We start from the raw sequence: 23,665 nt of genomic DNA on the forward strand, positions 1-23,665 counted from the left end.
GCCCATACATTACAAAAAAGGCTCAGAAATCAATGAATAAAAATAGTTCTTTTCTATTTCCTCAAATTCTATTCCTGCTAATCATGGTTCCTATCGCAGAAAGCCGTGAATTTGATCTCACGAAATTCCATGACAAGACACTTGCATTAGAGAACCCGCATAAAGGTTGGTATCACCACTTCCCCGACAACCATATTAACAAATATCAGATTAAAGATGACTCGCATCTATTGAACTTCCCCGGCATGGACCACATCTACATCCGCCTGTCGTGGGCGTATCTCGAGCCGCAAGAGGGAAAATACAACTGGGAGACCATCGACTCCATCATCAATAAATGGAAACAACACGGCCTCGGCTACTCGTTCCGCATCAGTTGCAAGGAAACCTCCACCGACCGCATCGAACAGCAGTTCGCCACGCCCAAATGGGTCATGCAAGCCGGAGCCGAAGGCGGCTATTTCCGCAGCGGCGAAGAAGTCGGCGACGACGGCCCCTGGGAGCCCAATTTTGACGACCCTGTCTATTTAGATAAACTCGACCATTTTCTCGCGGCGTTTGCGGAGCGCTACGACGGCGCCCCCGGGCTGCGCTACATCGACGTCGGCAGCATCGGCGATTGGGGCGAAGGACACACCCATTCGGGCAGCCGCAAGCAATACAATTTTGAGCAGCGCAAAAAACACATCGACTTATATGCAAACCATTTCAAGAAAACGCAAGTCATTGCCACCGATGATTTTGTCTATAGCGTTCCCGACTTGGACGAACGCAAAAAAATGCACGAATACGTTGTCAGCAAGGGCCTTTCTTATCGCGACGACAGCATTCTGGTCGATTGGTATATCACGGCGAATTCAGATACATACACCGTACGAAGCCCCGAATATTTCGACGCCGTCTATCGAAAAACGCCGACGGTCTTCGAACTGGAACACTACAGCGGCGTCAAGCGGCAAGGCAACTGGACGCCGACGCCTGGCTCGTCATTAGATCAATTTGGCGAGGGCAAACTGGGGGCGGATTATTTTCGCGGCGCATTGGAATTGCTTCACGCGACTTACATTGGCTACCACGGCGACGCCCACGACTGGCTGAGCGACAACCCTGAATTGACCGTGGAGTTACTGAACCAATGCGGCTATTGGTATTTTTTAAACCGAGTTGAGACGCCGGATATTTTCACGGTCGGTCAAGAAAACGAAATTCGTATTGAATGGAAAAACAAAGGCGTCGCACCCGCATATCATCCATACAAACTCATGCTTCGTTTTGAAGGAGGCGGGACATTTGGATTTGAACTTGATGCAGGAAATCTTGAATGGCTGCCAGACCAAACGGCTATCGTGGATTATGAAATCAACCTTCCCAAATCCTGCACCCCTGGAGAATACACGCTGAAACTCAAACTCTATTCGCCCGATGCGAAAGAAGACGTCAAGTTGGCGCTAGACCCAACCCTCATAGACAACGAAGGCTTTTACACAATCGGTAAAGTAACAATCGTTCATTTCGATGGGTGAGATTGTCCAACAAGCCTTCTCGCCCCACCATGACAACGATTCATTAAACCGTAGGGGCGCACCACGCTGCGCCCTATGGGGAGGGCGAGTCTCCCGACGAGCCGCGTAGTTACGCAACATTTTCTTTCAATCGCGGCTCACCAGGAGGTTCGCCCTCCCCAAATAATTACGGTGGTTTCTACACAACGACCCAGCCGTTGTCTTTGACGCTCTGTTGGATTGCGTCGATGACCTTCATGTTGTTGACCGCGTCTTCCATCGGCGTTGGAACGGGCTTGTTGTTGAGAATCGCGTCGGAAAACAGATCGCCTTGAATGGTATATTGGTCACAGATATCAAACACGATCTCTTTGATCTTTTCTGAATGCTGATGCCACATCTTGCAGGGGCGGTCAGGCGGCGCGTTGAAGGGAATCTCAATTTCGACGCGGCCTTGCGTCCCGTATAAGTTGACTCGTTGATACGTCTCCAACTGGGTCGCGCAAATAAACGACGCCATGCCTTGTTTAAAATCGAGTAGCGCCGATGACAATCGGTCTGACTTGAAGTTCTCATCCATTTCTAACTGTCCGCAAACCCGCGTCGGCTCATCGCCGAAAATAAAGCGCGACAGCGAGATGCAATAACATCCGATATCCATGAGTCCGCCGCCGCCTTCGACGCCAGGCATGTTGCGCACGTTTTTTGGATCAAGATTGTGATAGGTGAAGACAGACTGAATCGCCTTCAGTTCGCCGATGGAGCCGTTATCGACCAGTTCCTTCGCTTTGACCCATTGGGGATGATGGCGATACATGAAGGCTTCCATCACCTTGAGTTCAGGATGCGCCCTGGCGGCGTTGAGCAGGCGTTGCGCGTCGATTGCCGAAAGCCCGACCGGCTTTTCACACAGCACATGCTTGCCCGCTTCGAGCGCTTTGATCGACCATTCGACGTGAAGATGGTTGGGCAGCGGATTATAAATTACGTCGATGTCCGAATCTGCGAGCAGGTCTTCATACGAACCATAGGCCTTGGGGATTTCTAAATTCTTCGCAGCCGCTTTGGCTGTCTCAAGCGAACGCGAGGAGATTGCGTCAATCGTACAAAGTTGACATTGCTTCATCGCCGGAACGACTTTGGTTTGCGCAAAATTCGAAGTGCTTAAAACACCCCATCGAAGTTTTTTCATCATGACCTCAATTTGTATTTTGTTTCGCTATACGAATTGCGATTCCGTCATTTTTCACCAGGTGAAGATTCAATAGTGTGGTGGAATTGACTGGTTGTTTTGATATGGCGACTTTGGTGCGCGTGTTTAGTTGCTTGTCGGTTGAATACATCGTCGCCTCATATTGAACGCCCTCTTCTAAAAATGAAAGAGACGCGCGAATGTCGCGTGGAGTCGCGGCGTTCATGCAGCCAATGAACCACTCGTCGCCGCTGCGCCGCGCCATCACGGCATATTCGCCAATCGCTGCGTCTAACACGCGGGTATCATCCCAGACGGTCGGGACCTGCGCGAAGAACTCGATCTCGCGGTTGTCTTCTTGCTCGATTTCTGCAGGCGAATCATACCAATAGACAAATTGCCAGGGGCTGTAAAAACAGACGGCTTTCGCCAATTGATAAGCATGGGATGCATTCTCGATCACGCGTGGATCATAGTAACAAATGGTATTATCGCCCGCACCCGCCAGCATACGGGTGAAGAAAATCGTTAGGGTTTGATCATTGGTCGGCTTGGTTTCGTCGCCGCGAATGCCTTCTTGCGTCATCAAATTCGGGTAGGTGCGCGAATAGCCCGTCGGGCGGTATTCGTCATGAATATCCACCATCAGCTGGTGGTCAGCCGCTTTGCGAACAGCGTCATGAAGCCAAGCGGTCCATTTTTGCGAACCGACATTGACGAAGCCGTATTTAACGCCCGCGATTCCCCATTTCTTGTAGAGCGGCAAAATCACATCGAGCTGCTTTTCTAGCGCCCGGCGATTGACGTACACGATTACGCCGATGTCTTTTTGTTTCGCATATTCAATTACTTTGTGCAAATCCAGCGGCCCCGGCGAACGGTCTGGGTCAACTGTGATCGTGGTCGCGTCGGAGGCGTCATCGTATTCAAGCCCATACCAACCTGCGTCAAATTCGATGTACTGCAAACCATTCCGCACAGCGAAATCCACGCAGGCCATTCCCCCCGTCGTCGTAAGCGAGGTTTCACGAATCACCTTGCCCGGCTTGATCCACGATGCGTCCTCAATTGCGCATGGATCATTCAGATTTAAAATCAAGTCATTATTTTCCAACAACGCGCCCGCCGATTCAGCGATCATCACCACCCGCCACGGCGTCCGGTACGGCGCCTCCGCGTGAACGTCGCTGCTCAGCGCAGTTATAACACCCGGCTGCCCTTCTCCGGTGGGATCAAACTTGGTTCGCGCATAATCAACCAGCCGCGCTTCGGCGAGAGAGACAAAGCAATCATCGCTGACTTGAACCGTCAAAGGACGCTCGCAACCGTTTTTGATTTTGGATATCGGGCGTTTCTCATATAGCCCTTGCGCGCTATACGTCGCCCAGGCGGGAGAATCGTTTTCAAATTTAAATTCGGTATTCTCGCTCTCAATGGTAAACGATTGCAGCGCATCCTGTTTGGGAAATTCATAACAAAACGCTACGCCTTCGTTATATACGCGAACATGAATATTGATTTTGCGATGCGGCTCATTTTTTTCAGCGACCGTAATTGTCAATTCGTTGTAGCGGTCGCGAACCTGGCTGCGCTCACCGTACACGGGCTTCCAAGTCGAATCTTGCAATTTCACGTCTGACGCAGAGACCGAAAGGTGTTCTTCAAACAACTCTTGCCCCGAAAACCGAAATGCGATTTGAGACGGGGCGATGATAACTTTTTCATTAGACTGAATCGCATAAAACAGACAATCCGATTGCGACCCGGTCGATTTTATGAAAAAATTTGCCTCAATCTCTCCATTAGGAGACGCGATCTCAACCGCTTGAATATTGGATGCAAAAAACAGACACAAGGTGCTGAACACACAAAACTTCATGGCAATTCCTTTTCTTGTTCATCATTTCAAAATATCCGAAAACCATAGCAAATTTCTTTGCATTTGTATATTTATACAGATTCAGGCTGCTTTTTGTATGAGTAGTAAAAAAATAATCCAAATCGGCCCGCGCCGCGTTAATTCGCCCGGCAGTTCGTCTATAATCAAAAAAATGCACAACAATTTCTATTGTAAGGAAAGCAATGATGCGTATTGGAATTCTTGGCTTCGGCTTCATGGGAAAAATGCACTTCAACCATTATCAGGAACACCCGGGCGCAACCATAGTTGCGGTTTGCGATGCGGCGATTGATTCAATCAAAAACGCAGACAGCGAAGCAGGTAACCTCGAGGGCGCAGACAAACCTATCGACCTCAGCGAGGTTGAATTATATTCCGATTTTGGCGACATGCTGGCGTCCGCCAAACTCGACGCGGTCTCGATTACGCTGCCGACCTTTATTCATGAAAAATTCACTTGCCAGGCGTTAGAGGCGGGCGTTCATGTGTTATGCGAAAAGCCGATGGGGCTGACCGTTGCCGAATGCGACCGCATGTTGAGTTCAGCAAAGTCTTCAGAAAAAATATTACAAATCGGCCACTGCATCCGCTTCTGGCCGGAATACGCCAAAACCAAAGCGATTATTGATAGCGGCGAATACGGCAAATTGATTGCGCTGTCGATGCGCCGACTGGCTGCGACTCCAACCTGGAGCCATGACAACTGGTTGATGAGCGAACAACGCAGCGGCGGCGTCGCGCTGGACCTGCATATCCATGACACAGACTTCGTTCAATATCTTTTGGGTGCGCCGAAAGCGGTTTCCTGTTACGGCTCACACGCTTCGTCCGGCATCCTGGCGCACCTCTCCACCAGTTATGTGTATGACGACGATGTTTTAGTCACGGCGGAAGGCGGCTGGATGATGAAGCCCGGCTTTGGTTTTGAAATGAGTTTCAACGCCGTACTCGAAAACGCCACCATCGTCTTCGACATCAACCGCGACCCTGCGTTCAAAATCTGCCCGGCGGAAGGCGACCCCATCACGCCGGAATACGACCAGACCGACGCCTACCGCGCACAGATTGATTATTTCATCCATTCGATCAATGGCGAAAAGCAAGATGAAGTGGTGACCGTCGAAAGTTCGCGCCGCGCCGTGCAAATCATCGAAGCGGAACTAAAATCAATCGAGACGGGCGCTCCAGTTGCGTTGGCTTAACAGGCTTGTTTTTTATTACGCTTAAAAAGATAGTTAAATAGGGTTCATCCGGTAAATGAGTACTTACATTGGTGGATGGTCATAATTTTGATTTAGAAACGGGCTCCGGCATATCAAAAAATGACAAACCAATCAGGCATGGGGGGAACTCTGGGAGCGCCTGTGCATAAGGGCTTGAAAGCCCGCACTGAAGCAAGCAGAGTTGTACCCATGCCTGATACAGCGAAAGATCAAGAATTCACGAAAAAGCGTCAACAAAGCGTAAATCAATTAGTGATAAAGTATCCAAATGCCGGAAGAACCTTAAATAGTAACTACATAAACGAAAGCCGCAGGGGATTGGGTGGAGCGGCTTTCGGAGTAACGGCCTGAAAGCCGTACGGAGACAAGCGGAATCCAACCCCGAGGCGGTCTCACGAAACAACAGAATCAGAGGAAATGAACTATGCGAAAATGTTTAGACTGGCCGGTTTCAGTATGCAGTTGGTCGTTTCAACAAGACGTCCAGGACGTTGCGGCAGCATTAAAAAAATTAGACGTCGGCTATATCAACCTCGCCCTTTTGCCCGCGCTTCAAGACAACGGCGCCGAGTATCTTGAGTTCGTCAAGCAACAGGATTGGACCATCAGCGCGACCATGATTAATTTTCCGTGCGAAGATTACTCGAGCCTGGAGAGCATTCAGGCCACCGGCGGCATCGCCTCCGATGAGCATTGGGAAGAAAACCAGAAACTCGCCCAAGGCGCCATTGACCTCACCGCCGAGTTAAATACCGAATACCTGCTGATGCACTTCGGCTTCCTCGACCACACCCAGAAAGAATACGCGCAAAAATTCTATGACCGCACCAAAATTTTGGCGGATTACGCGTCCGAAAAAGGCGTAAAGTTCATCATGGAAACCGGTCAGGAAAGCGCAGAAGACCTCAAGCATTTTCTAGAAGAAATAAACCACCCCGCGCTATACGTCAATTTCGATCCGGCAAATATGATTCTTTATAATAAAGGCGTCCCCGCCGAAGCGATCAAAGTGCTGGCGCCGTGGATCCGCCACGTCCATATCAAAGACGCCACTCTCACCAAGACGCCTGGAACCTGGGGCGAAGAAGTGCCCTGGGGCGACGGCGAAGTCGGCGCGCATAACTTCTTGACAATATTGAATGCGCTCGGCTACAAAGGCGCCGTCGCCATCGAACGCGAAGCAGGCGACGACCGCTTTGGCGACATCAAACTCGCGGCGGAACGCATCAGCGCATTTCAAGTGTAATTCTTTCAAGGAGAGATCAATCATGTCGCGAAAACACAGCATTCTTGCGCCAAACTGGTGGGACTTTACAACGCTGGACGACGACCTATTAGACGAAGCGGCGCGGCTAACGCCGGACGATATGCTGGCGTTGTCGCGCGACGGCTTTCGCGTCGTTTTTTATGATACCCTCGAAGACTTTTACCTCGCCGAAGCGCTCGAATATATCACTGCATGGAAACAAGCAACGGCGGACGACCCGGTCGGCGTTTGCGGCCCCATCGGCCCGACCGAGCAGTTGCCTCTGGTTGCGCGACTGGTGAATGAGTTAGAACTCAACTTGCAGCACGCCCATTTCTGGGGCATGGACGAATGGGTGCTTGACGGCAATTCAGTCAGCGTCGATCACCCGCTTTCGTTTGAAAAAGCCGACCGGGAATTGTGCTTCGACCTCATCAATCCAAAACTCGTAATGCCAGACAAGAACTTACATTTCCCCAAAGCCGATACCATTCAATACGTCCAAAGTTGGAACGGCGTACGCTGTGCGGTGATGCAAGGCGGCCAGGGCGATATTAAACACTGGGCGTTTAATGATCCCGTCAAACGCGCAGGACAATACGCCGACGCGCCGCCCTCGCCAGACGATTACCGCCAACTCTCAACCCGCGTGGTTGACCTGCACCCGGTCACGGTCATGCAAAACGCGCGCACCAGCGGCGGCGGGGTGGTAACTGGCGTCCCCACCCAAGCGGTCACGGTGGGGCCGGTGCAAACCTGGCAGGCGGAGAAAATCTCGATCTGGCAAGCGGGCGCGCATGATAATCCGTTCGGCATGAGACTGACGGCTTTGATGATCGGCAAGCAACTCGCCGACAGCAGCGTCCCCATGTCGCTTTTAGCCGACCACCCCAACGTACAATTCAATTTCTATCGCGGCGGACTGGGGACTTGCGACGTGGAAATGCACTAGGCAAGGCACGGGCGCTCGACATCGCGGCCAATCTGTTGGAGAATAACATGCAACCGTTTATCTTCGACATTGCAGGAGCGCAACCATGAAAACGCAAACCATCAAACGCCGTTCGTTTCTTCAATCGGGCCTGGCGGCGCCGCTGATCGTACAAGCATCAACCCTAGGCTTATCGCGGCATGTATCCGCCAATGACAAAATCCAAGTCGGCTGTATCGGCGTGGGCCCGCGCGGCACGGACGGACTGCGCGATTTACTGCGCAATGACAACTGCACTGTGACTGCGTTGTGCGACGTGAAGAGCAACGTGTTAAAAGAAAAGACCGACCTCGTCAACCAATTTTATGACAACCAGGAATGCAAGCCCTACCATGATTTTCGCGAACTGGTTAAGCGAAAGGACATCGACGCGGTGTTGGTCGCGACCTGCGACCATTGGCACGTTTTGACCTCTCTCGCCGCCGTGCGGTCGGGCAAAGATGTGTATATGGAAAAACCGATGGGGCTTTCGCTGGAAGAAGATCAGGTCATGCGCGCCGAAGTGCAAAAACACAAACGCATCTTTCAATTTGGAACGCAACAGCGCTCGGATGCACAGTTTCGACGCGCCTGTGAGATCGTACAAAACGGATTAATCGGCGAGTTAAAAACCATTCGCGTGTGGTCGCCGGGCAGCGCATCGGGCGGCCCGACCCAGACGGCGCCCGTTCCGCAGTGGCTCGATTATGACCGCTGGCTCGGCCCCGCCCCCAAGGTCCCGTATACGGAAAACCGCTGTTCGAATGAATGGTGGTGGTATATATCAGACTATGCGCTTGGCTTTATCGCGGGTTGGGGCATTCACCCGATTGACATCGCGCTGTGGGGCGGCGAAGGCAAATTCACCGGGCCGTGGACAATTGAAGGGACCGGTGAGTTTCCTAGCGAGGGCGTGTGCGACACCGCCATGCACTGGGACATTGACATTCAACTCGGCAGCGGCGTGAAACTCGAGTTCAAAGGCCCACGCATCCCTCAGGACTGGATCGAACGCTATGGCGAGAACGAAGGCCACGGCACCGCGTTTGAAGGCAGCGAAGGCTGGGTGTACGTGCGGCGCGGCAAGATGGTTTGTTCGAGAGAAATCACCGACGCCGACATCAAGACGCCGCTCTATCAAAGCGCCAACCACGTTGGCAACTATCTCGATTGCGTACGGTCGAGAAAACCAACCATCAGCCCGGTCGAGGTTGCGGTGCAAGGCGACGCGCTCTGTCATGTGAGCGACATTGCCATTCGGTTGCAACGAAAACTGACGTTTGATCCATCAACAGAAACATTCATCAACGACGCCGATGCAAACAAACGGCTAAAGCGCCCCATGCGGGCGCCTTGGTCATTGCAGGCCTAAATCAAAGAAGAAATCATGGGAGAAGCAAGAATGAAATTACGCTTTCGTTTTACTTTCGCGATGATTATATCTCTCGTTTTATGCGTGGGCGCCTTTGCCGCTGACGACGAGGGGTGGATTCCACTCTTTAACGGCAAAAACCTCGACGGTTGGACGCCGAAAATAAAAGGCTACGACTTGGGCGACAATTTTGGGAATACCTTTTACGTCGAAGACGGCGTCATCAAAGTAACGTATGAGAAGTACGACAAATTTGACAAGCGCTATGGACACCTGTTTTTTAAGGAACCGTTTTCTAGTTATAAGTTCCGCCTTGAATACCGCTTTGTCGGCGAACAGTGCAACGGCGGCGAAGGCTGGGCGCTGCGCAACAGCGGCATCATGCTGCATTGTCAGGACCCTGCGACAATGACCAAAGATCAGGATTTCCCTGATAGCATCGAAGTGCAACTGCTGGGCGGCAATGGTAAAGACGACCGCTCTACCGCCAATCTTTGTACGCCGGGAACGCAAGTGGTGATGGACGGCAAACTCATCAAACAACATTGCACCAACTCCGCATCCGAAACCTACCACGGCGAACAATGGGTGACTTGCGAGGTTGAGGTGCATGGCTCGGGCAAAATCATCCACAAAGTCAACGGCGAAAAAGTGATGGAATATGAGAAATCGCAAAAAGACGACGGGACGCTAATCGAAGGCGGCTATATTTCCGTGCAATCCGAAAGCCATCCCTGCGAATTTCGGAATATCGAAATCCTGCCGCTCGACAAATAAACGCAACGCATCAGACTGTGCACAGCAATAACGCCCTCGCTTTGAGGGCGTTTGTTTTGGAAGGCCTTTTTCGCTTTCTATAAGGAGCCGGTCATTAATTCGCTGTAGGGGATTGGGTGAAGCCGCTTTCGTAGTCAGCGGCAAAAAGCCGCGACGGAGACAAGCGAAATCCAACCCCGACAGCGAATTCAATAAAACGACAAAACACGAAAGCGCTTACACCCATGAACATTATTGAACGAATGAAAGACATCATTCAAAAAGAAGCGCAGGCGGTCGCGTCGATTCAAGTCAATCACGAATTTGAACGCGCCGTGCTGACGATGAATGAATGTAAGGGTAAAATCCTCACCACCGGAATCGGCAAAGCCGGATATATCGCGCGCAAGTTCGCCGCAACGCTATGCTCCACCTGCACGCCCGCCGCGTTCATCCACCCCGGCGAAGCGGCCCACGGCGACCTTGGCTTAGTCGATCATCAAGACTGCATCATCGCTTTTTCAACGAGCGGCAAATCCAACGAAGTGATTGAGATGCTCGAATTGTCGCGCCATCTCAATTTAAACCACATCATCGGAATCACTTCGCATCCTGATTCGGAGCTACGCAAGGTCAGCGAGATCATTCTCGACATGGGCGTTGTTGAAGAAGCCTGTCCTCTGGGGCTAACGCCAACCACCAGCCTCGCGGTCATGTTGGCGATATCCGACGCGCTGGCGATTGCCCTGATGGAACTGAAAGGCGTCGGCAAGAAAGATTTCGGCCTACGCCATCACGGCGGCTACTTGGGCCGCCGCGCGCGCACCGACAACATTACTTAACGCTATTCTGGCAATTTGTAATCGCGCCACAACCAACGCAATGAATCGGGCAGAATCGCGCCGCCGTGATTGCCGTTATGAGCGCCCTCGCCATAAACGAATTTATAATCGTAATCGCGAAACGCCAATGCCGCCGCCATCTGCTTATTGCCCAGCGGCCAGTTGCCATGCGCGTTGTCGAGGTCGTTGCTGCCGTCTTGAAGGAACACCCGAATCGGCAATTTTTCTTTATGCTTGCGAATCAGCGCTGGGTAGTTGTGCCCGCCGCGAATGTTGGTGAAACTGCCGACGTGGCTCAACACCTTACGAAACTGGTCGGGGCGTTCCCACGCAACAGTAAACGCGCAGATACCGCCGCTGCTGATTCCGCCGATGGCGCGGCCTTCGGGGTCGTCGATAATTTTGTATTGCTTTCGTACTTCGGGCAAAATTTCCTTCAGCAAAAATGTCGCATAATCATCGCTCAACGTGTCATATTCAAAACTTCGGTTTTCGGGTTGCGGCCTCCAACCGGGATGTTCGGGCAGTTCTGTTTTTTTATGCCCGGGATCAATAAACACGCCAATGGTCACCGGCATATCGCCTTTGTGAATTAAATTATCAAAAACAATCTGCGCATGAAAATCACCGCTGTCGTTCAAATAGGCATGACCGTCTTGAAACACCATCAACGCAGCGGGTTTGCTGCCATCGTACTGCGCGGGGACATAGACGTAGTAGCGCCGAATGGTTCCAGGGAACACGTTGCTGTCATTCCATGTATACTCAATCACTTTACCCTGAGGAACGCCCTCCTGCCGCATGGAATCCGGGCCGTATGGATACCGCAGTTCAACCTGCGGCTCCTGCGCACAGACGTTATTCAACATTACTGTAACGACAAAAACGATTGCAATTCGACACTTTAAATTCATGCCTATAATCTCCCGATACGTATTATCAAAGCATGTTGAATGTCTCAATGGATGTTATTTTTTTTTAATCAATACCGTCCAATCTTGAGTTGATTCATTCGGCGGCGTTCCAATCGACTGCTGGCCCGGGCCATTGATTTGGCTGACGGATCCCGTTTGTAATTTTCCGCCCTTGCGTGGATTAAACCATTTGACGCTAAAGGCGCCTTGATGGTCTTTCAGGTCTAAGGTTGTTTCGCCGCCGTTTTTCAAATAGACCACATAGATTTCTCCATCCTGGTAAAAACAGTAATCATCCTCAGCAGCAGTTAATTCATCTGCGCTTGTCATCGTCCAGAATGGAACCTGTTGAGAATCAAAAAATTCCAGCGCATATCGGCACTGGTCCCAGAACAAGTCGCGTGAACGCCAATCCTCGCAGGTCAAGTCAGAATGGGGGTGTTTATAACCGAAATACCATTCGATCCCGGCGCCGCCCGCGAGCATGGTTCCCCACAAAGCGTTTTTGCGGGCATCGTTGTGCTCGGGGTCTTCACCATCCGTAAGTAATGAATGTGAGGCGTCGCCCGGTTCATCGCATGCGACCACCCAGGGCTTACCGGCCTTGGCGGATTTCCGAATCCAATTGAGCACCGCGCCGTGAACCTGGCTAAAGTCTGGTTTGTTGGTTTGAACCGAAGCGCCCGTAAGCGCCGACTGATCACCAAGCAAATCATCAAATGGCTGACCGTTATGAATCACTATATTGTGTTGATACGGGTCGTGGTCGTGAAAATATTGCGCCATTGCGCGTCGTTCTTCTGTGTTTTGGCCTTCGTGGTTGCCCCATTTCCCATTTTCTTCACCCAGGTTCCAGTTCAAAGCGAGGTGATGGCTGAACCGGGCGATCAATTCGCGGTAATACAGTTTCCGTTCGACGCCTAAGGCGCCGCCGTCGAGCAGTTCCTGGTTTTCCGCTTCTTGCGTTTTAAAGTGAAGATACATGCCATTCTGCGTTCCATGCTCAAAAACGATTTCCCACTGATCCATTCTTGAAACATCAATACGCAGCCGTTCGTCATAATCCGTATAAGGAAATACATTTTGATCATCGCCAATGATGTTAAGCGTTAGAAATGAAAAAACATTCATCCCCTCAGAGGCAAGATAGTTAATCGCGCCAATCAATCCTTTTCCCTTGCCGTCTTGCCAACTGGGGTCGCCGTTTTTCCAATCGCGAATGTGAGGCTCCCAGGTTTTGATAAATTGATCTTTCTTACCGTCAGTCTTAAAATCGCCGTCAAAGTCAGCGTAAGAAAGCAGGTTTTCCGGCGCATCCGCGCCGCATTTTAAGAAATAGTCTTTCGTCCCTTCAAACTGAAGATGATGTTTGCCGACATAACTCAAGCGGCCCTTGGAACGAAAGTCGCGCCCGGTTTTATCGCTGGCGGTGATTGTGACAACGCCAGTTTCTCCATCCATAAAGCCTGCGCTTTCACCAGCGTCAGGTTTTTCAGACACGGCAACATTATTTCCCTTACGAAACGAAACGCTGTACGTCCACGGCCCTATTGAATCGGGCGCGAAATGAACCCGCCAGATATTCCCCGATGTTGCGCTCGTGTTCGCGGCGTTTCCATCAGCAGCGAAATAACCGGGGACAACATATTGGGAATCGCCTTTAGAGAAAGTCACATTGAGACGGTAGTCGGTAAACGGGTTCGGATTTGCATTTTCACTGGTCTCGGGGCCTTCAAATGAAATGGTCGCCTTATGCCAGGTTTTTAATTCACCGCTCACTTCGCCGCCAAAAGAAGCGACGCAAACATTCAGACAAATAGATAGAACCATCAATATGACTAAATTCGTTCGTACATTCATTTCTTCTTCCTCCACAAAGTATGAGCATCAATATATCAAACAAAATTGAAAAAATCACCTGTCTATACAAATAACGATCCTGGAAAAGCAGGTAAGAGGATATATTCTCGCCGCCGCCCGGCGTATAATATTGCCCAGTCAGTTCTATTTCACCGAAGGAGAATTTCCCATGAAGAAGTATGCCATTGCCGCACTGGTCCCCTGCCTTTGCTTGTCGTTGTTCGCATTAAACGCGACCGCCTCCCATCCCGACAGCAAAGACTGGCAGCCATTATTCAAGACCGATTTATCCGACGCGATTTTCCCGGAAGGCGTTTGGACGGTTAAAGACGGCGTCTTCACCGCGAGCGAAGACCAAGCCCTGTGGAGCAAAAAAGAATACGACAATTACATTGTCGACCTCGAATTTAAAACCGCCGAAGGCACCAACAGCGGCGTCATCGTCCATTGCAGCGACATGGACAATTGGATTCCGAATTCCGTTGAAATCCAAATTGCCGACGACCACTCGGAAGAATGGGCCGACCATGACCGCACCTGGCAATGCGCCGCCATCTTTGGTCGCCTCGCCGCCAGCAAGAGCGTCGTCAAAAAGCCCGGCGAATGGAACCGCTACACTATCACCTGCCTTGATAACATGATCTACGTCATGCTCAACGGCGAAACCGTTACCGTTTGCGATATGAGCAAATGGACGGATGCGAAGAAAAACCCTGACGGCAGCGAAATTCCCGCATGGCTCAGCAAACCAATGGCGACCTTGACCACCAAAGGCCACATCGGCTTCCAGGGCAAACACGCGGGCGCCCCGATTTATTTCCGCAACATCAAAATTAAAGAACTCAAGTAGTTTCTGCTTGAATGGTATATGGATAAAAGAGCGGGTTTCGGCCCGCTCTTTTTTTATGGTTCTTCCGAAAACGGGGTACTTTTTTTTATAAATTGAATTGAGATTTCGCTGCATGTGGCATGGGTACAACTTTGCTCGCCTCAATGCGGGCTTTCAGTCCCTTATGCACAGGCGCTTTCAGAGTTGCATCCATGTCTAATTTGGTTTACTGGCTTTCGTAACCAGCAGCAATAAGTCACGCGAAGACAAGCAAAGCCCAACCCCAAAGCATGACTTGCATTTTCATCATTCATTGAAGCAATCATATTTCTCACATCTTCATCATTTCCGAATAGATTGACTCCATATATTTATGTTACGATGGCGGGAAATCGACTCCATGGAAACGCTACACGAGGTGAGACCATGAACGACAAGAATTCGCTCCCCATCGTTGAATGTTGCAGCGGCCCAGCAGACGACTGCAGCGTCAGCCGCAGAGATTTTCTAAAGACCACTGGTATCGGAACCGGCATTGCTCTTGCCGCGCCCGGCGCCAGCGCCCAGGTCGCCGTTAAACCAACCGCGAAACAAAAAAAGTTCCTCAATCAGTTCGACCAAAGCCCCTGGCCGATCTTGAAGCGCTACCCGCAAACTCATGTCGCCCGCATCGCCCTGCCGCTGGGCGGCATCGGAACCGGGACCGTCTCACTGGGCGGACGCGGCGACCTGCGCGACTGGGAAATCATGAACCGCCCCGCCAAAGGCTTCACGCCAAAACGCGGCGACATCGCGCCGTTTTTTTCGCTATTTACCCGCGAGGCGTCAGGCGAAACGCAGACGCGAGTACTCGAAGGCCCGGTCGAAGCCTTTCTTTATGAAGGCAGCCACGGCAGCCCCATCCCCAATGACAACGTACCCCGCTTTAAAGAGTGTGCGTTCGCGACGGCCTATCCATTCGGGCAATGCGCCTTGTCCGACCCAAACATTCCCGTTGACGTTAAAATTATGGCATTTAATCCGTTCGTTCCTTGCGATGCTGAGGCAAGCAGCATCCCCGGCGCGGTACTACGATTTCGTTTGACAAACAAAACGAATAAACCTGTCTTCGCTTCCGTGTGCGGTTCGATTCCGAATTTCATCGGCATGGACGGACGCGAACAACAGCGCGGCTGGGACGGCGATTTTATTCCAGTCGGCGCGAAAAAAAACAAAAATGAATTTAAAGAAACGCCGCCAATTCGAGGCGTGTTGATGACCACGAAAGGCGTGGACCCGAAATCAAACTGCTGGGGTTCAATGGCGCTGACCACGCCAGTGCTTGCAAATTCGACCTATCGCATCGACTGGCCTAACAAAGGCTGGGGCGCAACGCTGCTTGATTTTTGGGATGACTTCAGCGCAGACGGCAGACTCGACGAGCGTCCGGTCAGCGGCCATGACATGCCGATCGCCTCGCTCACGTCTGAAATCGAACTACCGCCAAAAATGTCATGTGAAATGGAATTCTTTCTGACATGGCATTTCCCCAATCGCATTACCTGGACGCCGCGCGGCGGCGATCACGCCGACGCAGACATTATCGGCAACCATTACACAACACAATACGAAAACGCCTGGGCGGCGGCGGAACATCTCGCAAAGACGGTTGATGCGTTTGAAAAAAAGACACATAACTTCGTCACAGCCTTTTGCGAAAGCGACCTGCCCGAAGTCGTCAAAGAATCGGCGCTGTTTAATCTGAGCACCATCCGCTCGCAAACCTGTTTCCGCACGCCGGACGGGCGCTTCTATGGCTACGAAGGCTGCTGCAACACCCAAGGCTGCTGTCATGGCTCCTGTACGCACGTCTGGAATTACGAACAAGCCGTCGCGCACCTCTTCGGCGATTTAGCAATGACCATGCGGGAAGTCGAGTTCGCCCAGGCGACCAATGAACAAGGCATGATGAGTTTCCGCGTCCATTTGCCTTTAGAGCGCGCGCATCATTTTGGCAAAGCCGCTGCGGACGGACAGATGGGCTGCATCATGAAAATGTACCGCGACTGGCGCCTGTCGGGCAACGACGCGATGCTAAAAAAACTCTGGCCTCACGTTAAAAAGGCCATCGAGTTTTGTTGGATCAACGGCGGGTGGGACGCCGACCGCGACGGCGTGATGGAAGGCTGCCAACACAATACGATGGATGTCGAATATTACGGCCCCAACCCACAGATGGGCGTCTGGTATCTGGGCGCATTACGCGCGGGAGAAAAAATGGCGAAGGCGCTGGGCCAGAATGATTTCGCCGCTGAATGCCGCCGCCTGTTTGAAAGTGGAAAAACCTGGCTCGACCAGAATTTATTCAACGGCGAATATTACATTCACCAGATCAAGCCTCCAGCAAGCCGCGATGACATCGCGCCGAGTTTGTTAATCGGCATGGGCGCCAAAGACGTCGCCAACCCTGATTATCAATTAGGCGAAGGCTGTCTGGTTGACCAATTGGTGGGACAGTTCCTGGCGCACATCTGTGAACTGGGTTATCTCACCGACGAACAGCATGTCAAAACCACGCTCGCCAGCATTATGAAATACAACTTCCACGCTGATCTCAGCGACCACTTCAACTGTATGCGCACCTTCGCTCTCGCCGACGAAGCGGCGCTGCTAATGGCAAGTTATCCCAAAAGCCGCCCGGAAAATCCGTTTCCGTATTTCACCGAAGCCATGACCGGCTTTGAATATACCGCCGCAATCGGCATGTTGTATGAAGGCCAGACGGAAGAAGGCATGAAGTGCATTCAGGCGATTCGCGACCGCTATGACGGCTTGAAACGCAATCCCTTTAACGAAGCCGAGTGCGGACACCATTACGCCCGCGCACTCGCCAGCTGGGCGGCGGTATTGGCGATGACCGGGTTTTCTTATTCTGCGCCAGAAAAACGTATCACCTTCGCCGCCGAATCCGGCAATCATTTCTGGGCGAACGGTTACGCCTGGGGAACCTGCAAAATCAAAAAATCGCGGTCAAATTGTGAAATTGAATTCACGGTTTTGCACGGAAATATAAAATTCAAAGATTTTGCGCTTCGCGACTTTGGCGCACACTCATTTGATGCAACGCTTGAACTCGCGCAAGGCGGTTCAACGTCATTGAGAATCCCAAAATCCGTTTAATTGAAAGAGAAATGTTATGCCGGAGCCTACAATCGTTCAGAAACCACAGCGCCTAGCGTCACTGGACGCATACCGCGGCATCGTCATGTTTTTAATGGTCGCAGAGGTGCTTCACCTCAGCCGCATAGCGGGCTATTTCCCCAACAGTTGGTTTTGGAACACTCTCAGTTTCCATCAATCTCACGTCGAATGGGTCGGATGTTCGCTGCATGACCTCATCCAACCTTCGTTCTCTTTTATGGTGGGCGTCGCGCTTCCCTTCTCCATCGCCAGCCGCCTCAAGAAAGAACAATCCTGGCTGCAAATGAACCTACACGCCGTCTGGCGCGCCGTCTTGCTCATCTCTATAGGAATTTTCTTACGCTCACTTCATTCCTCTCAAACCTACTTCACTTTTGAGGACACATTAACGCAAATTGGTTTGGGCTACTGGTTTCTCTTTCTGTTAGGCTTCACTTCCCTACGCGCACAAATTGGCGTTTTGGGCGCATTGCTGTTTGGCTATTGGCTTGCGTTCGCGCTATACCCGCTGCCGCCCGCAGGCTTCGATACCACCAGCGTAGGCGTTCCGGCGGATTGGTCGCATCAGTTATCCGGCTTCGCCGCGCATTGGAACAAAAACACCAACTTCGCCGCTGGCTTTGAACAATGGTTCTTAAATCTCTTCCCGCGTGAAAATCCCTTTGTTTATAACGGCGGCGGCTACTTAACGCTTAGTTTCATCCCGACGCTTGGCACCATGATTCTCGGACTGCTCGCCGGGCAAATCGTCAAAAAAGAAGCATCGCATCAATCCAAAGTCGGGGCGCTAGTTTCAATCGGCTTTGCCTGTCTGGCGCTAGGCGTGTTACTGCACGCCTTCGGCCTATGCCCCATCGTCAAACGCATCTGGACCCCGGCGTGGACGCTGTTCAGCGGCGGGTGGTGTTTTTTATTCCTAGCGTTTTTATATCAGCTGATTGACGTGTGGGGGACCAAATCATGGTCGTTTGTCTTTTTGATTTTCGGCATGAACTCGATCACGCTGTATTGCATGAGCTGGCTCATGGAAGACTTCATCCATGAAGCGTTTCAACGCCACTTAGGCCATGGCGTCTTCTTAATTTTTGGCGAGCCGTATCAAACCCTTGTCAGTGGATTCGCAGTGTTAGCAGTCTTCTGGCTCATTCTCTTTTGGATGTACCGCAACAAGTATTTGATTCGCATCTAGCAATCTAACGTAGCGCGCAATGAAGGGGAAATTTGAAATGAAAAATCTAAGCCTGAATATGTATATTCGCTTCTTTGCATTGATTTGTCTCTTTGCATTGATTCCCGGCGCCGTCTGCTCTCAAGCAAACGACTACACCTTCAAAAAAAACGTAATGGTCGAAATGCGCGACGGCGTCAAACTGGCGACCAATGTGTTTATCCCGAACGGCGACGGCCCCTTCCCTGTCATCTTGATGCGCTCACCCTACGGCAAAGGCGATGAAAACGGCGGCAATGGAAAGCGCTTCACCTCTCAGGGCTATGTATTTGTTTCGCAAGATTGCCGGGGAAAATTCGATTCCGAAGGAATCTGGGACCCGTTTCGTTATGACCGCGAAGACGGCTTCGACACAGTAAAATGGGTCACGCAACAATCATGGTGCGATGGAAAAATTGGCACAGGCGGCGGCTCGTATGTAGGCTTCACTCAATGGTCGTCCGCGCCCGAAACCAGCCCGCTCTTGAGTTGCATGCTCCCGGTCGTTCCCTTTTCAGACGCCTACCTCGGAACCAATTACGTCCACGGCGCCTATCAGCTCGCATTGACGATGGGCTGGGGAACCATGGTCTCGTTCAAGCCTGGAGAAACGCCGCCGCAAATTGATTGGGCGAAAGCGTATACCCATCTTCCGCTGCAAACCTGGGACGACGCCGTCGGCAAAGAAATCTTCTATCTTCGCGACTGGATTAAACACTCAACCTACGATGACTATTGGAAGCAACGCAGCATTACCAGCCAATATGAAGACATCACCGTCCCCATATTAAACATCGGCGGCTGGTATGACATTTTTGCCAAAATCGCTATCGAAAACATCGCCAGCGTCCGCCAGAAAAGCAAAGACCCCATGTCGCGGCGCAACGCGCTCTGCATCATCGGCCCCTGGGGGCACGGCGTCAATCAAACCAAAGTCGGCGACATTGACTTCGGCGAGGCATCCAAAATTGAAATGGGAAAAATTGAAGACGCCTGGTATTCGTATTGGCTCAAAGGCGAACAAACGGAAGCCAGCAACTGGCCGCCCTACCGCCTGTTCGTCATGGGACGAAACGAATGGCGCAGCGCCAACGAATGGCCGCTGCCTGAAACCGTATGGACGAAGGTCTATCTCCACAGCAACGGCAGCGCGAATTCATCATCGGGCGACGGCGCCTTACGCTTCGAAAGCCCCAGTCAACAAACCACCGACGAGTTTACGTACGACCCAGAAAACCCTGTCCCAACCACAGGCGGCAACAATTTAGTCGGCGCACCTATTGGGCCGTTTAATCAACAAGACGTTGAGAAAAGGACCGACGTGTTGGTGTATACCACAGGGCCGTTAGATCATGACCTCGAAGTTACCGGTCCGGTCACGATGACGCTGTTCGCCTCATCAACCGCAACCGATACCGACTTCACCGCCAAACTGGTCGACGTTCATCCTGACGGCAAGGCGTACAACATTTGCGATGGAATCATCCGCGCCCGCTATCGCAATTCCGACACGAATCTCGAACTCATTGAGCCTGGAACCGTGTATGAATATGAAATTGACTTGTGGGTCACGTCAAACGAATTCAAGAAAGGCCACTGCATCCGCGTCGAAGTCTCAAGCAGCAACTTCCCGCGCTTCGACCGCAACCCAAACACGGGGCATGAATTTGGCGCTGATACGCAACTCATCAAAGCAACGCAGACAATCTATCACGACGCCGAACACCCGTCGCATATAGTTTTGCCGGTGATTCCAAGGAAGTAAGCGATGAATCAGGCAGCAGAGACCTACTGAAGCCGGAGTACAACAATGCAAAAATCCCCCACCCGCTTTCGCGAATGGGGGATTTGTTTTTCCATTTAGATCCGTTACGAAATCTTCGGCAGTTCCCACGGGGAACGGCGCGGGCGATCAATATACGTGTTCGCATCCTTGTCATCCACAAACTGCTCTTTGTCCGGGTTCCACTGTAACTTGCGGCGCGTCCAGCGGGCAATGTTCATCAAGTGGCAAACCGACGTCGAGCGATGAGCAATTTCCACGTCTGCAATTGGAAGTTCGCGGCTCTTGATGCAATCAATCCAGTTTTGCATGTGGTCGTTGCTGACATAAAGTGAATTGCCTGCGTCCGGCCCTACAGCCCCTAGCGATTTGGGGTTCACTTCAAAGCGTCCGCGATCCACTGTGATGCTTCCTTTTTCGCCGACGAACACTCCGCCGCCTTCCGGCGCGTTGCCGTCCATGTGCAAGACAACGCCGTTGGCGTATTTCATGTGAACGGGCGCATCAAGTTCGCGGTGGTTATCGCCCAGCCAAATTTCAACCGGGCCGGATTTTTCCATATCGAGTCCCCATTGAATAATATCCACGCCGTGCGCGCCCCAACCGGTCACTTCGCCGCCGGAATACGGCATGATCGAGATCCAACCGGGGTTGGCCCGCGGCGTATAGATATCGTCGTGATAGGCGCGTTTAGGCGTTGGCCCCAACCACATATCCCAATCGAGCGATGCAGGCGGCGTATCTTCAGGGAACGGTTGGTCCCACGGGCTGGCATAGCGGTAGCCGTGTACTTCTTTGATCTTGCCGACGCGCTCCTGGCGGACTAATTCAATGCCGATGCGGCAGGCTTTCATCGAACGCTGTTGGCTGCCGCATTGAACAATGCGTTTGTGTTTGCGCGCGGCTTGCACCATCACCCGGCCTTCTTGAATGGTCAGCGTCATCGGCTTTTCGCAGTAGACGTCTTTGCCCGCCATGCAGGCGTAGATCGAATTCAGCGCGTGCCAATGGTCGGGCGTTGCGACCAGCACCGCGTCCACTTCTTTCGATTCCAACATCTTGCGAAAATCTGTATAGAGTTTCCAGGGTTTTCTATTTCCCAACATCTCAATGCGCTCTTCGTTGACGTCGCTGAGCGCAACGATCTGCCCGCCTTTAGCGTTTTGCAGGTCTTTCATTATTTGTTGTCCGCGACGGCCCGGGCCGATCACTCCAACATTGATGGTGTCATTCGGGCCGGACAAAACCCGCGAAGGCAAAACAAGCGGAGCCGCAATTGCAACTGCTCCGGCGCTCTTTTGAATAAATGATCTGCGTGAAACCTGGTCCTTCGATTCCATCTCACTCTCCTCCTGAACACAGTTCCTATTGTTCACATCCCCCTACAAATAGCATGAATCGGCGGCAACGAAAACGGGGAAGCATCTAAAAACCAGTAAAATGTATATACATCTCGCATGTCTAGAAAAAGTAAAAAAAGAGTTCTTCCGGTATTTGGGTACTTTATCACAAATTGAATTGCGTTTTTTGACGCCTTTTCGTGAATTCTTGATCTTTTGCTGTATCAGGGGTACACCTCTGCTCACTTCGGTGCGGGCTTTCAAGCCCTTATGCACAGGCGCTCCCAGAGTTCCACCCATGCTTGATTGGTTTGTCAATTTTTGATACGCCGGGATATGTTTTCATAATCAAAATCATGACCATCCATCAATATAGGTACTCACTTACCGGATGAACCATTTTTTATCATAATCCGAATCTTTCGCGAATGATCTCATCGACTTGATCAAACCGGGTAATAATTTTATTCACTATCGTGCGCATTTTCTCTACATTTTCGGCAATATTGAGCGACAAGATTTCTTCGCAATCGTTATTCAATGTTCTTGCGCTCAGAGTTCCAAATTTCACTTTGAGCGTAATGATTTTGTCTTTAATTTCGAGTTCATCTTCTAAATTCGCCGCTTCTTTGAGTTGTTTGAGTAATACTTGGATATCCCCTAAGAAGTCAGTGAAGTATTGATTGAAGAGTTCACCGCCAACGATATTTTGCAGGGTGTATATCGCCCTCAACATTTCGGTATGTTCTTCTTGCCACTCAGCGTCGTCTTCATCTGGAATTGCAAGTTCCGGTAAATCATATAACGCAGCTAGGTTGTTGAGTTCTTGTTGAACGGTTTCACGAATTTGCCTATTGGCGCGTTGCAGAAAGAGAACGCGATGACCCAAAATCAACCAATTAACGGGTTTTGATATAAAGTCAGTCGCTCCGGCTTCATAGGCATTTTTTATCGACTCGATGTCATCCAATCCCGTTAACATCAATACCGGAACCAGGCCTCCGTCAGGCAGGCTGCGTAAGCGGCGGCAGGCTTCATAGCCATCCATCTCCGGCATCATAATGTCGAGCAAAATCACATCGACAGTATTAGCAGCGAAGCGGTCCAACATCTCCTGACCCGAATACGCTTCGATCACGGTTAAATTGGCTTGCTCCAACGCGCGTCGCGCTAGCAATCGAAAGTTCGCATCATCATCAACGACTAGGACAGTTACCATTTTTATATTCACCACTTGTTTTTAATCGTATTTCTTTTCTTTAAAGATAGCATAGTCTCCACGAAGAAAAACAATAAGTTACAAAAAACAAATTCACATAACATTTTCATTTCAATAATTTACATTATAATCGTACAAATGCTTCACACTAATACCGTTGTGCTGCTGACTGCATTATTACTATCCATTTCTCGCAAAATTATTTACTTTTAGCACGGAATATGCACTATTTCATTTCAACCATTCGCAAATTTATGGGTTCTTTTAACCTTTAATTATGATATAATAAAATCTTATTGTACCACCCTGACACGCTATACAAATACACCC

General features: G+C 51.0%; 17 protein-coding genes. 11 read left to right on the forward strand and 6 right to left on the reverse strand.

The window, feature by feature from the left end; genetic code table 11:
- The first annotated feature begins 32 nt into the window (after nucleotides 1-32).
- Nucleotides 33-1,523, forward strand: a complete 1,491-nt coding sequence (locus P9L94_03850; GenBank protein MDP8243190.1) for a DUF4832 domain-containing protein — start codon at nucleotides 33-35, stop codon at nucleotides 1,521-1,523.
- A 178-nt stretch (nucleotides 1,524-1,701) separates the two neighbouring features.
- Here the strand turns inward: P9L94_03850 and P9L94_03855 are convergent, their stop codons facing one another.
- Both P9L94_03855 and P9L94_03860 read right to left on the reverse strand, forming a co-directional pair.
- Entirely contained in the window at nucleotides 1,702-2,697 is a 996-nt protein-coding gene (locus tag P9L94_03855) for a Gfo/Idh/MocA family oxidoreductase (GenBank protein MDP8243191.1), read from the reverse strand.
- A gap of 4 nt (nucleotides 2,698-2,701) precedes the next feature.
- Nucleotides 2,702-4,573 (reverse strand): glycoside hydrolase family 97 N-terminal domain-containing protein, encoded by a 1,872-nt coding sequence (locus P9L94_03860; protein MDP8243192.1) that lies wholly within the window; start codon nucleotides 4,571-4,573, stop codon nucleotides 2,702-2,704.
- A gap of 203 nt (nucleotides 4,574-4,776) precedes the next feature.
- On the opposite strand from P9L94_03860, the gene P9L94_03865 reads away from it, so the two are divergent.
- The 6 genes from P9L94_03865 to P9L94_03890 all read left to right on the forward strand — a co-directional run bounded on the left by P9L94_03865 (nucleotide 4,777) and on the right by P9L94_03890 (nucleotide 11,003).
- A complete protein-coding gene (locus tag P9L94_03865; GenBank protein ID MDP8243193.1) occupies nucleotides 4,777-5,796 on the forward strand; it encodes a Gfo/Idh/MocA family oxidoreductase in 1,020 nt (339 codons plus the stop codon).
- Between the two features lie 445 nt (nucleotides 5,797-6,241).
- Nucleotides 6,242-7,063: a sugar phosphate isomerase/epimerase family protein gene (locus P9L94_03870; GenBank protein MDP8243194.1), complete on the forward strand. Its 822-nt coding sequence runs from the start codon at nucleotides 6,242-6,244 to the stop codon at nucleotides 7,061-7,063.
- A gap of 22 nt (nucleotides 7,064-7,085) precedes the next feature.
- Nucleotides 7,086-8,015, forward strand: coding sequence for a hypothetical protein (locus P9L94_03875; GenBank protein MDP8243195.1), 930 nt, complete (start codon nucleotides 7,086-7,088; stop codon nucleotides 8,013-8,015).
- Nucleotides 8,016-8,100: 85 nt separating this feature from the next.
- A complete protein-coding gene (locus tag P9L94_03880; GenBank protein MDP8243196.1) occupies nucleotides 8,101-9,405 on the forward strand; it encodes a Gfo/Idh/MocA family oxidoreductase in 1,305 nt (434 codons plus the stop codon).
- A 30-nt stretch (nucleotides 9,406-9,435) separates the two neighbouring features.
- Nucleotides 9,436-10,182 carry a DUF1080 domain-containing protein gene (locus P9L94_03885; GenBank protein MDP8243197.1) on the forward strand — a complete coding sequence of 249 codons (747 nt, stop codon included), beginning with the start codon at nucleotides 9,436-9,438 and terminating at the stop codon, nucleotides 10,180-10,182.
- 224 nt (nucleotides 10,183-10,406) lie between these two features.
- Nucleotides 10,407-11,003 carry an SIS domain-containing protein gene (locus P9L94_03890; protein MDP8243198.1) on the forward strand — a complete coding sequence of 199 codons (597 nt, stop codon included), beginning with the start codon at nucleotides 10,407-10,409 and terminating at the stop codon, nucleotides 11,001-11,003.
- A 2-nt stretch (nucleotides 11,004-11,005) separates the two neighbouring features.
- Here P9L94_03890 and P9L94_03895 read toward each other — a convergent pair whose 3' ends face one another.
- Nucleotides 11,006-11,917 (reverse strand): alpha/beta hydrolase-fold protein, encoded by a 912-nt coding sequence (locus tag P9L94_03895; protein ID MDP8243199.1) that lies wholly within the window; start codon nucleotides 11,915-11,917, stop codon nucleotides 11,006-11,008.
- A 54-nt stretch (nucleotides 11,918-11,971) separates the two neighbouring features.
- Entirely contained in the window at nucleotides 11,972-13,777 is a 1,806-nt protein-coding gene (locus P9L94_03900; GenBank protein ID MDP8243200.1) for a DUF5060 domain-containing protein, read from the reverse strand.
- A 169-nt stretch (nucleotides 13,778-13,946) separates the two neighbouring features.
- Here P9L94_03900 and P9L94_03905 point away from each other — a divergent pair, with 169 nt between their 5' ends.
- From P9L94_03905 to P9L94_03920, 4 genes are all read left to right on the forward strand, one after another.
- Nucleotides 13,947-14,627, forward strand: coding sequence for a DUF1080 domain-containing protein (locus P9L94_03905; protein MDP8243201.1), 681 nt, complete (start codon nucleotides 13,947-13,949; stop codon nucleotides 14,625-14,627).
- Between the two features lie 405 nt (nucleotides 14,628-15,032).
- Nucleotides 15,033-17,765, forward strand: coding sequence for a GH116 family glycosyl-hydrolase (locus P9L94_03910; GenBank protein ID MDP8243202.1), 2,733 nt, complete (start codon nucleotides 15,033-15,035; stop codon nucleotides 17,763-17,765).
- Nucleotides 17,766-17,781: 16 nt separating this feature from the next.
- Nucleotides 17,782-18,975, forward strand: coding sequence for a DUF5009 domain-containing protein (locus tag P9L94_03915; GenBank protein MDP8243203.1), 1,194 nt, complete (start codon nucleotides 17,782-17,784; stop codon nucleotides 18,973-18,975).
- Between the two features lie 37 nt (nucleotides 18,976-19,012).
- Nucleotides 19,013-20,758, forward strand: coding sequence for a CocE/NonD family hydrolase (locus P9L94_03920; protein ID MDP8243204.1), 1,746 nt, complete (start codon nucleotides 19,013-19,015; stop codon nucleotides 20,756-20,758).
- A 104-nt stretch (nucleotides 20,759-20,862) separates the two neighbouring features.
- Here the strand turns inward: P9L94_03920 and P9L94_03925 are convergent, their stop codons facing one another.
- Entirely contained in the window at nucleotides 20,863-22,116 is a 1,254-nt protein-coding gene (locus P9L94_03925; protein ID MDP8243205.1) for a Gfo/Idh/MocA family oxidoreductase, read from the reverse strand.
- Between the two features lie 406 nt (nucleotides 22,117-22,522).
- A complete protein-coding gene (locus P9L94_03930; GenBank protein ID MDP8243206.1) occupies nucleotides 22,523-23,335 on the reverse strand; it encodes a response regulator in 813 nt (270 codons plus the stop codon).
- Between the last annotated feature and the right edge of the window lie 330 nt (nucleotides 23,336-23,665).

The sequence above is a fragment of the Candidatus Hinthialibacter antarcticus genome (assembly GCA_030765645.1).
Lineage (GTDB): Bacteria > Hinthialibacterota > Hinthialibacteria > Hinthialibacterales > Hinthialibacteraceae > Hinthialibacter > Hinthialibacter antarcticus.